The following is an 8904-nucleotide window of genomic DNA, read 5'->3' as shown; positions in this document are numbered from 1 at the left end:
CGAGTTGGTAGAGGAGGAGCAGCAGGGCGGCGGGCGCGTTGATCGTCATGGACGTGGATGCCCCTGCCGGGGCAGCGGCCGCCTTTTCGACAGCAAGGTGGAGCCGTGCCCGTCCCCGTCATCATCGACTGCGACCCCGGACATGACGACGCCCTGGCCCTCATGCTGGCCGCCGGTGACCCGGCGGTCGACCTGCTGGCGATCACCACGGTCGCCGGGAACCAGACTCTGGAGAAGACGACCCTCAACGCCCGCCGCGTCTGCACCGTCGCGGGGATCACCGGTGTGCCCGTCGCGGCCGGCTGCGCGCGCCCGCTCGTCCAGCCCCTCAGGGTCGGGGGAGACGTCCACGGCGAGTCGGGGCTGGACGGGCCGCGGTTCCCGGAACCGGCGGTGGAGGCAGTGCCGGAACACGCGGTGGACCTCATGCACAGGGTCCTCTCCGCGCATCCCGAGCCGGTCACTCTCGTCCCGACAGGTCCCCTGACCAACGTGGCGCTGCTGCTGACACGCCATCCGGACAGTGCCAGGCACATCCGGGAGATCGTGCTGATGGGCGGCTCCATCGGGCTCGGGAACACCACTCCGGCGGCCGAGTTCAACATCCATGTCGACCCCGAAGCCGCCGACATCGTCTTCGGCAGCGGTCTGCCGGTCACCATGTGCGGCCTCGACGTCACCCACCAGGCGCTCGCCACGGCCGAGGTGCTGGCCCGGCTGGAGCGCCTCGACACCCGACTGGCCCGTCTCTGCGTGGAGTTGATGACGTACTTCGGTTCGGCCTACCGCAGGCTCTGGGGGTTCGCCGCCCCTCCGCTGCACGATCCGGTCGCCGTGGCCCGGGTCATCGACCCGGACATCGTGCGGTGCGTCGAGGCGAACGTGGCCGTCGAGCTGCACGGGCGGTACACGCGCGGGGCGACCGTCGTGGACGTGCACAAGTACCTCGACCGGCCCGTCAACGCACTGGTCGCGGTCGACCTGGACGTGGAGAGGTTCTGGGACCGCGTGATCGCGGCGGTCGAGACACTCGGCCGGCGCGTGCCGTGACCGTCCACATCGGCCGGAGCCCTGACGGTCAGTCAGGGGTGGTCGCACCACCGGCTGTCGCGCCAAGGCGTCAACACTCCGCCCGGGTCACTCGTCGGGGCCACAGCATCCCCCGGATGCCGCTGCTTCGGGTGGTGGGGTGGCGCGAACCGGCCGACCGTGAATGACGTCGCCACTACCCCTCCCGGTGAAAGGTGTGCCCTCATGGCCCTGCAACAGAATCCGAAGGAGCCGGCCGCCAAGCGTCCTCGCGGGCGCTCCCTGCTCTGGCCCGTGGCCGCTGCCGCGCTCGGCATCCTGTTGATCTTCAACTCCGTCGGCACCACGGAGGACGCCGACCCCGCCGCGGCACCGCTGATCTCCGTGTCCGCCGCCCCCGGCTCGGCCCCCAGCACCGGGCCCAGCGCGGCTCCCAGCCCCTCGGCCAGTACCCGGCCGGGGCTCCCGCGCTCCGAACCGACGCGCTTGAAGATCCTTCCGATCGCCGTGGACGCGCCGTTCATGCCCTTGTCCATCGGCGCGTCCGGTCAGCTCGACGCGCCGCCGCCGGACGACAGCAACCTCGTCGGCTGGTTCCGTGAGGGAGTGACACCGGGGGAGCCCGGTGCGGCGATCGTCGCCGGGCACCTCGACACGAAGACCGGGCCCGGTGTGTTCATGAACCTTGGTTCGCTCAAGCCGGGAAGCCTGGTGGACGTGGTGCGCGAGGACGGTACGACCGTCACCTTCTCGGTCGACGAGATCGAGAGCTTCAGCAAGTCGGACTTCCCGGACGACCGGGTCTACGCGGATACCCCCGACCCGCAACTGCGGCTGATCACCTGCGGAGGCGAGTACGACAAGAAGGCGAAGGACTACAAGGAGAACGTGGTCGTCTTCGCCCACATGGTCTCCTCCAAGAAGGCGTGACGACGCACCGACGCGGCTTCCCGCCCCCGGGGACGACGGTGTCAGGCAAGGGCACCCGGGTACCCGCGCCGGTGTGCGGGGCCGGCCCGCGCAGCGGAGGAGGCGACGATGGCAGGCGACATGTGGGGCTACCCCGAGACCGCGCAGTACGTGCCCGGGGCGCAGCTCGTCGGGTACTCGGTCGAGGCGTCCGACGGGTCGATCGGCAAGGTCGACAAGCACACCGAGGAAGTGGGCCGGTCCTACCTTGTCGTCGACACCGGGCCGTGGATCCTCGGCAAGCGGGTCCTGGTGCCCGCCGGGCTGGTCTCGCAGATCGACACCGGGAACGAAACCGTACGGCTGGGGTGCACCAGGGCCGAGGTCAAGGACTCGCCCGACTTCGAGAGCGGCAAGCACGAGAACGACGCCGACTACATCGAGCTGATCGAGCGCCATTACGCCAGCCGTCACATGTGACCGGGCCCGGCCCTGCGGGCAGTCGGCGCCCCGCAGGGCCCGACGGTCACTGCGGGCCCTCCTCGTCCGGGTCGTCGAACTGCGCGCCGGGCTCCCGGCGCAGCTCCGCCTCACTGCGCGCCCGCAGGCGCTCGGCGCGGTAGCGGAGCCGTTCCGACTGCTCGGGGTCGTCGGTGCGGCCGGCCTGCTGGAACAGCCGCTCCGCCTTGTCCCTGTCGTGTTCAGCGTGTACGCGATGGCTGTCCTGCTCGGCCATGACATCCTCCTGCGGTCCGCGGCCGGGTCGTCCGCCGCACTACGGCGCGGTACCTGACAAAGGGCCGAATGCCCCTGCCGTATCCGGACAAACAAGGATCATCCGGTGATGGCGGATGCCGTCCATCATGGTGACCGGAACGACGTCCGGGGCGGTGGCGCGCATGGCCGACGGGGCGGCACAGAAGTACGACAATGTGCTCGCCGGGTGCGGCGGCGCCGTACGGAGCAACCCGGAGCACCCGTACGCGCCAGGGCGCGGCGTGGCGTGTTGCCCCCGCCGTCTCCGCGGAGTGCTCTATGCCTCGCCCCGCCCGCGCCGGCCGAGAGCCGGCTTCCCCGCCAGGAGCACCGGATGCACCGCAGCGCCGCCCTCGCCGCAGCCGCCCTACTCACCGCCGCCGCGGCCGTTCCGGCCGCTGCCTCGTCCGCTTCCCCCGTGCCGGACCGGCCCGGCACGGTCGCTGCCGTGGAACTGCCCGAGGTGATCCCCGACGCGGCCCCGGCCGCCAAGCCGGCGCGCGGGCTTTTCCTGACCCTGTCGGGATCGGAGAACACCTGGATCCGCGGCGTGCTGCTGCACTGCAGCCCCGTGCCCGCCGGCCCCCATCCCGAGGCGGCTGCCGCGTGCGCCGCACTGGACGCCGCACGCGGTGACCTGGACCGGCTGTCGGGGGAGCGGCACCCGTGCACCAAGCAGTACGACCCGGTGACGGTCAGTGCCACCGGCGCCTGGCGCGGCAGACCCACCGCCTGGCACAAGACCTTCGCCAACGCCTGCGAGCTCGCGGTGGCGACCGGGGCCGTCTTCCGCTTCTGACCGGACCCGCGACAGCCGGGCGGGGCGTGACCGGCTCAGGTGCCCTTCGAGGCCACCACTCCGATCGTCACCGTCCCGAGCACCACCCAGGCGAACCAGAGCCAGCCGTTGCTGCCGAGAGCCGCCGTGTACGCCGTCACGACCACCAGGGCCCCGACGGTCAGCACTCCCATCGCTTTCGTCGAACCGGACATGTGTGCCCTCCTTCGACGGCGGGGGCCGTCGAGGACAATCGTCGCCCCTGAGGAGGGCCCTGCGCTACCGGCCGGTGACGACTCGCGGGCTTCAGTTGCCGCGTGCCTGGAGCGAGGCGAGATAGGCGTTGTACGCCACGAGCTCCTGGTCCCCGTCGCGGTCCGCCGCCCGGTCCCGGCGCTTGGCCAGCCGCTGGTCGGAGCGGTACCACTGGAAGACCAGCGCGAGCAGCACCACCACGGACGGGATCTCGCTGAACGCCCAGGCGATCCCGCCCGCCGCGTTCTGGTCGGAGAGCGCGTCGATGCCCAGCGACGCCGGCGGATTGCGGTACGCCCCGATCATCGGCTCCGTCGCCATCATCAGCGCGATGCCGAAGAAGGCGTGGAAGGGCATACCGGCGAAGAGCTCCAGCATCCGCATCACATAACCGGGCCGGTGCGGCCCCGGGTCCACGCCCATGATCGGCCAGAAGAACACCAGGCCGACCGCGAGGAAGTGCACCATCATCGCGATGTGGCCGGTCTTCGACCCCATCAGGAAGTCGAACAGCGGGGTGAAGTACAGCCCGTACAGGCTGGCGATGAAGAGCGGGATCGTGAAGACCGGGTGGGTGACGATCCGCATGTAGCGGCTGTGCAGCAGCATCAGCAGCACCTCGCGCGGCCCCTTGCGGCCACGGCCGGCGACGGGCAGCGCTCGCAGCGCCAGCGTGATCGGAGCGCCGAGCAGCAGGACGATCGGCGACAGCATGCTGATCACCATGTGCTGCACCATGTGCACGCTGAACATGACCATGCCGTAGTCGTTCAGCTTGGTGCACATCATCAGCGCGATGCTCAGCACACCGACGGTGAACCAGACCGTCCGGCTCACCGGCCAGCTGTCGCCCCGCTTCCGCAGCCGTGCGACACCCCAGCCGTACAGGCCGAGCGCGAGGAGGCAGCCGACGAGGAAGAACACGTCCGGTGAGAACTCGAGGCCCCGCCCCAGCGTGAACGGCGGCAGATCCATCGTCGTGCCGTGCCCGCTGTGATCCATCTGTGCACTCCCGGAGGGCTTCCTGATCCGTACCGGTGATTCGTACGGGATGTCCGCTTGCTCGCACCAGAGTAGAACCGCCCCCGGTCGCGGCTGCGACCGGGGGCGGTTCGTGGGGACCCGGTGCGGCTCCCGGGACGGTCAGAGGACCGTCTCGGCCTCTTCGTACCGCTCCTCGGGCACCGTCTTCAGGGTCTCGGTGGCCTCCGCGAGGGGCACCATCGTGATGTCCGTGCCGCGCAGCGCCGTCATCATGCCGAATTCGCCGCGGTGCGCCGCCTCCACGGCGTGCCACCCGAACCGGGTCGCGAGGACGCGGTCGTAGGCGGTGGGCGTGCCGCCGCGCTGTACGTGGCCGAGGATCACCGGACGGGCCTCCTTGCCGAGCCGCTCCTCCAGCTCGACGGAGAGCTGACGGGCCACGCCCGCGAACCGCTGGTGGCCGTAGATGTCCTTGCCGCCCTCGTCCCACCGCATCGAGCCCTCGCGGGGCTTGGCGCCCTCCGCGACCACCACGATGGCGAACCGCTTGCCCGCCTCGAAGCGCGCACCGACCCGCTTGGTCAGCTCCTCGATGTCGAAGGGGCGCTCCGGCACCACGATCGCGTGCGCACCGGCCGCCATGCCGGAGTGCAGCGCGATCCAGCCGGTGTGCCGGCCCATGACCTCGACGATCAGGACGCGCTGGTGCGACTCGGCGGTCGTCTTCAGGCGGTCGAGCGCCTCCGTGGCGACGCCGACGGCCGTGTCGAAGCCGAAGGTGACGTCGGTGGAGGAGATGTCGTTGTCGATCGTCTTGGGCACGCCGACGATCGGCAGACCGCCCTCGGACAGCAGACGGGCCGCCTTCAGGGTGCCCTCACCGCCGATCGGGATGATCGCGTCGAGGCCCAGATCGGCCACATGCCCCTTGGCCCGCTCCACGCCGTCACGCAGATGCGCGGGCTGGACCCGGGAGGAGCCGAGGATCGTGCCGCCACGGGCCAGGATGCCGCCCACCGCGTCCAGGTCGAGCTTGCGGTAGTCGCACTCCAGGAGGCCCTTCCAGCCGTCGTGGAAGCCGATGACCTCGTCACCGTGGTCGACTACGGCGCGGTGCACGACGGAACGGATGACGGCGTTCAGACCGGGGCAGTCGCCGCCGGAAGTGAGCACACCAATGCGCATTGCCCGAAAACCTTTACAACGTGGGCGGACTCCCGGACCACGTCGTCCGGTTGGTTCCGTGCCACCCTACCGGCGCGGGGCGGGGGTTCCGAAACGGGCGTCCGCCTGGTGGGACCGCGCCCACGGCCCCTCCGCTCAGCTGAGCGAAGGGGCCGCGGAATGGGTGCTCGGGTGAGCGGAGGGACCGTCAGGCGGGCTGTGTCGCGGCCGCGATCCGCTCCGCGCGCAGCGCCTCGTACCAGCGGTCGTCCGTGGGCGGAAGCGCGTTCACATCGAGGGCCAGCTTCAGCAGCAGGTCCGCGATCTGCGGGTTCCGGGCCATCACCGGGCCGTGCATGTACGTGCCGAAGACGGTGTCGTTGTACGCCCCCTCGGTGCCGTCGCCGGTGCCGTTGCCCCGGCCGAGCACGGTCCGGGCGAACGGGCGCGCCGTCGGGCCGAGATGCGTGATGCCCTGGTGGTTCTCGAAGCCGGTCAGCTGCGGCAGGCCCAACTGCGGATCGATGTCCGCCAGTACGTCGCCGACGCAGCGCTCGCCCTCGCCGCGGGTGGACACCACGTCGATCAGACCGAGGCCCGGCTCGCGCTCACCGAGGTCGTTGATGAACTCGTGGCCGAGGATCTGGTAGCCGGCGCAGACCGAGAAGATGATGGCGCCGTTCGACGCCGCCCGGCTCAGGCCGCCGTCGCGGCGCAGCCGCTCGGCCGCCAGGCGCTGCGGACGGTCCTCACCGCCGCCGATCAGATAAATGTCGCCGGAGGTGGGCACCGGCTGGTCGCTGCGCACGTCGATGCGCATCACGTCGAGACCGCGCTGCCGGGCCCGGCGCTCCACCACGAGGGCGTTGCCCTGGTCGCCGTAGGTGCTGAGCAGATCCGGGTAGACCCACACCAGACGCAGGCTGCTGTCACTCATTCTCATACGTCCTCTCCGTCCGTCCACCGGTCAGTTGCCGACACGACGGCGTACGTCCTGGAAAGCGGTGTAGTTGGCGATCAGCTCGATCCTGCCGGGCGGGGCGCTCTGCACCGCCTCGTCGACCGACTCGCACACACGGAAGTCCAGGCCCGCCACTTCCAGCCGCACCGCGAGGTCCAGCCTGCGGTCGCCGATCACGAAGATCGGGTGGCCGGCGAGACGGGTGTAGTCGACGTCCCACAGCCAGGAGGTGTCCGTGCCGTCCGCGCCGCGGGCGTTGACGGAGAGGATCACCGGCGTCGGCGGCGGGTCGATCAGCGAGAACGTCTCGAGCCAGCCGGCCGGGTTCTTCGCCAGCAGCAGCCGGACGTCACGGCCGAGGAAGGAGACGACGTCGTACCGGCCGGCCACGGCCTGCACCTGGTACATGCGCTCCAGGGCCACCTGCGGCGGCACACCGAAGCAGGCCGCGACGGCGGCGGAGGTGGCGGCGTTGGCCTTGTTCGCGCGGCCGGGCAGCTGGAGGTGGATCGGCCAGGCGGAGCCGTGCGGGTCGATGACATGGTCGCCGCTGAGCACCCAGCTCGGCGCCGGACGGCGGAAACCGCACTCGCCGCAGAACCAGTCGTCGCCAGGGCGCTGCATCACACCGCCGCAGGACGGGCACGACCAGGCGTCGTCCTTCCACTCCTGGCCGGCGGCGACCCACACGACGTTGGGGGAGGAGGAGGCCGCCCAAACGACCAGCGGGTCGTCCGCGTTGGCGATGACCATCGCCTTCGAACCGGCAAGCCCCTCACGCCACTTCTCGGCCAGCATCCTGGTCTCCGCCGCGCGGTCCAGCTGGTCACGCGACAGGTTCAGCAGCGCGATGGCCTTGGGCGTCACATCCCTCGCCACACCGGCGAGGTACTTCTCGTCGACCTCGATCACACCGAAGCGGGCGTCCGAGCCGCCCGCCAGGGCGGAGGTGATACCCGCCGGCATGTTGGCGCCGAGCGCGTTGGAGACCACCGGGCCACTGGCCCGAAGCGCCTCCGCGATCAGCCTCGTGGTCGTGGTCTTGCCGTTGGTCGCAGAAACGAGGACCACGTCCAGGTGCTGCGCCAGCCTCCCCAGCAGATCGGGGTCGAGCTTGAGCGCCACCCGGCCGCCGATCACCGATCCGCTGCCGCGTCCGGCGGCGCGGGACACCGCTGCTGCGGCCTTGCCCGCCGTCACGGCCAGCTTGGCTCGCGGCGTCAGGGGCTCCGAGTTGCCTGACATCGTCCTTGATCCTCCTTGCATCGGTCGGGACTCAGCCTATCCAGCTCCGGTCGGCCGCCCGCACCGCGGCACCGTCGGAAAAGGTGGAGGTCACGGGTGAACGGGTGGGAACGTACGCTGGGCGCCATGCGAAACCGGCCGATCCCCGGCAGTACCGGACGCGTCAGGTCGATGAGCCTGCTCGCGGATCCGGTCCTGCACAAGCCCTGCGACACCGTGACCGACTTCGGCCCGGGACTGAAGGAACTCGTCGAGGACCTCTTCGCGACGATGTACGCGGCCCAGGGGGTCGGCCTCGCCGCGAATCAGGTCGGCGTCGCGTCGAGGGTCTTCGTGTACGACTGCCCCGACGACGAGGACGTCCGCCACCTCGGACACATCGTCAACCCCCGCCTCGTGGAGGCGGACGGCGTCACGGTCCGCGGCCCGGAGGGCTGTCTCTCGCTGCCCGGCCTGGAGGCGGGTACGGAACGCTTCGACCGCGCGGTGGTCGAGGGCGTGACGTGGGAGGGCGAGCCGGTACGGGTGGAGGGGACCGGGTTCTTCGCGCGCTGCCTGCAGCACGAGTGCGACCACCTGGAGGGGCTGGTGTACGCGGACCGGCTCTCGCCGTGGCGGCGGGCGAGGCTGGCGAGGGCGGTCCGGAAGGCGTCCTGGGGGACGCCGGAGCGGGTGGGCTTGGTGCGGGGGGCGTAGCGCCTGCGGGGCGGGTGCGGGGCGCCTGCGGCGGGCTTGTTCCCCTCCCCGCCCCTTCCCGAACCGGGCTCCGCCCGGACCCGGTACCGCGCTTCGCGCGGTGCCCTCAATCGCCGGGCGGGCTGGA

Annotated in this window: 11 protein-coding genes; 5 read left to right on the top strand and 6 right to left on the bottom strand. The window is 71.1% G+C overall.

All coding sequences use genetic code 11. The features are described from left to right. Positions 1 to 105: 105 nt before the first annotated feature. The 3 genes from AB0K36_RS34150 to AB0K36_RS34140 all read left to right on the top strand — a co-directional run bounded on the left by AB0K36_RS34150 (position 106) and on the right by AB0K36_RS34140 (position 2418). Positions 106 to 1050, top strand: a complete 945-nt coding sequence (locus AB0K36_RS34150) for a nucleoside hydrolase (protein ID WP_364601614.1) — start codon at positions 106 to 108, stop codon at positions 1048 to 1050. Positions 1051 to 1254: 204 nt separating this feature from the next. Next, positions 1255 to 1959 carry a class F sortase gene (locus tag AB0K36_RS34145; protein WP_364601612.1) on the top strand — a complete coding sequence of 235 codons (705 nt, stop codon included), beginning with the start codon at positions 1255 to 1257 and terminating at the stop codon, positions 1957 to 1959. Between the two features lie 108 nt (positions 1960 to 2067). Next, a complete protein-coding gene (locus AB0K36_RS34140) occupies positions 2068 to 2418 on the top strand; it encodes a PRC-barrel domain containing protein (protein ID WP_364601610.1) in 351 nt (116 codons plus the stop codon). Positions 2419 to 2464: 46 nt separating this feature from the next. Here AB0K36_RS34140 and AB0K36_RS34135 read toward each other — a convergent pair whose 3' ends face one another. After that, positions 2465 to 2674 carry a DUF6381 family protein gene (locus AB0K36_RS34135; RefSeq protein ID WP_189469932.1) on the bottom strand — a complete coding sequence of 70 codons (210 nt, stop codon included), beginning with the start codon at positions 2672 to 2674 and terminating at the stop codon, positions 2465 to 2467. Positions 2675 to 3028: 354 nt separating this feature from the next. Between AB0K36_RS34135 and AB0K36_RS34130 the strand changes: the two genes are divergently transcribed. Next, a complete protein-coding gene (locus AB0K36_RS34130; protein ID WP_364601608.1) occupies positions 3029 to 3493 on the top strand; it encodes an SSI family serine proteinase inhibitor in 465 nt (154 codons plus the stop codon). A gap of 35 nt (positions 3494 to 3528) precedes the next feature. Here AB0K36_RS34130 and AB0K36_RS34125 read toward each other — a convergent pair whose 3' ends face one another. The 5 genes from AB0K36_RS34125 to AB0K36_RS34105 all read right to left on the bottom strand — a co-directional run bounded on the left by AB0K36_RS34125 (position 3529) and on the right by AB0K36_RS34105 (position 8081). Further along, the gene (locus AB0K36_RS34125) at positions 3529 to 3687 is read right to left on the bottom strand and encodes a hypothetical protein (protein ID WP_189469930.1); all 159 of its coding nucleotides are present in this window, start codon (positions 3685 to 3687) and stop codon (positions 3529 to 3531) included. Positions 3688 to 3778: 91 nt separating this feature from the next. Then, complete coding sequence (locus AB0K36_RS34120) at positions 3779 to 4729, bottom strand: cytochrome c oxidase assembly protein (protein ID WP_189469927.1); 951 nt, start codon at positions 4727 to 4729, stop codon at positions 3779 to 3781. A 141-nt stretch (positions 4730 to 4870) separates the two neighbouring features. Beyond that, a complete protein-coding gene (locus AB0K36_RS34115) occupies positions 4871 to 5896 on the bottom strand; it encodes a 6-phosphofructokinase (RefSeq protein WP_364601606.1) in 1026 nt (341 codons plus the stop codon). 187 nt (positions 5897 to 6083) lie between these two features. Then, complete coding sequence (locus AB0K36_RS34110) at positions 6084 to 6812, bottom strand: type 1 glutamine amidotransferase (protein WP_005320403.1); 729 nt, start codon at positions 6810 to 6812, stop codon at positions 6084 to 6086. A gap of 30 nt (positions 6813 to 6842) precedes the next feature. Beyond that, positions 6843 to 8081: a MurT ligase domain-containing protein gene (locus AB0K36_RS34105; RefSeq protein ID WP_189469923.1), complete on the bottom strand. Its 1239-nt coding sequence runs from the start codon at positions 8079 to 8081 to the stop codon at positions 6843 to 6845. Positions 8082 to 8207: 126 nt separating this feature from the next. On the opposite strand from AB0K36_RS34105, the gene def reads away from it, so the two are divergent. Beyond that, positions 8208 to 8777 (top strand): peptide deformylase, encoded by a 570-nt coding sequence (gene def / locus AB0K36_RS34100; protein ID WP_364601604.1) that lies wholly within the window; start codon positions 8208 to 8210, stop codon positions 8775 to 8777. Positions 8778 to 8904: the final 127 nt, after the last annotated feature.

The sequence above is a fragment of the Streptomyces kurssanovii genome (assembly GCF_040677245.1).
Lineage (GTDB): Bacteria > Actinomycetota > Actinomycetes > Streptomycetales > Streptomycetaceae > Streptomyces > Streptomyces kurssanovii.
The sequence above is the reverse complement of the archived record's forward strand: the minus strand, read 5'-3'. Positions and strand labels throughout refer to the sequence as shown.

Coding starts and splice junctions, on each gene's coding strand:
- AB0K36_RS34140 (WP_364601610.1), top strand. CDS start 2,068: ATGGCAGGCGACATGTGGGGCTACCCCGAGACCGCGCAGTACGTGCCC.
- AB0K36_RS34130 (WP_364601608.1), top strand. CDS start 3,029: ATGCACCGCAGCGCCGCCCTCGCCGCAGCCGCCCTACTCACCGCCGCC.
- AB0K36_RS34120 (WP_189469927.1), bottom strand. CDS start 4,729: ATGGATCACAGCGGGCACGGCACGACGATGGATCTGCCGCCGTTCACG.
- AB0K36_RS34125 (WP_189469930.1), bottom strand. CDS start 3,687: ATGTCCGGTTCGACGAAAGCGATGGGAGTGCTGACCGTCGGGGCCCTG.
- AB0K36_RS34110 (WP_005320403.1), bottom strand. CDS start 6,812: ATGAGTGACAGCAGCCTGCGTCTGGTGTGGGTCTACCCGGATCTGCTC.
- AB0K36_RS34105 (WP_189469923.1), bottom strand. CDS start 8,081: ATGTCAGGCAACTCGGAGCCCCTGACGCCGCGAGCCAAGCTGGCCGTG.
- AB0K36_RS34145 (WP_364601612.1), top strand. CDS start 1,255: ATGGCCCTGCAACAGAATCCGAAGGAGCCGGCCGCCAAGCGTCCTCGC.
- AB0K36_RS34135 (WP_189469932.1), bottom strand. CDS start 2,674: ATGGCCGAGCAGGACAGCCATCGCGTACACGCTGAACACGACAGGGAC.
- AB0K36_RS34115 (WP_364601606.1), bottom strand. CDS start 5,896: ATGCGCATTGGTGTGCTCACTTCCGGCGGCGACTGCCCCGGTCTGAAC.
- def (WP_364601604.1), top strand. CDS start 8,208: ATGCGAAACCGGCCGATCCCCGGCAGTACCGGACGCGTCAGGTCGATG.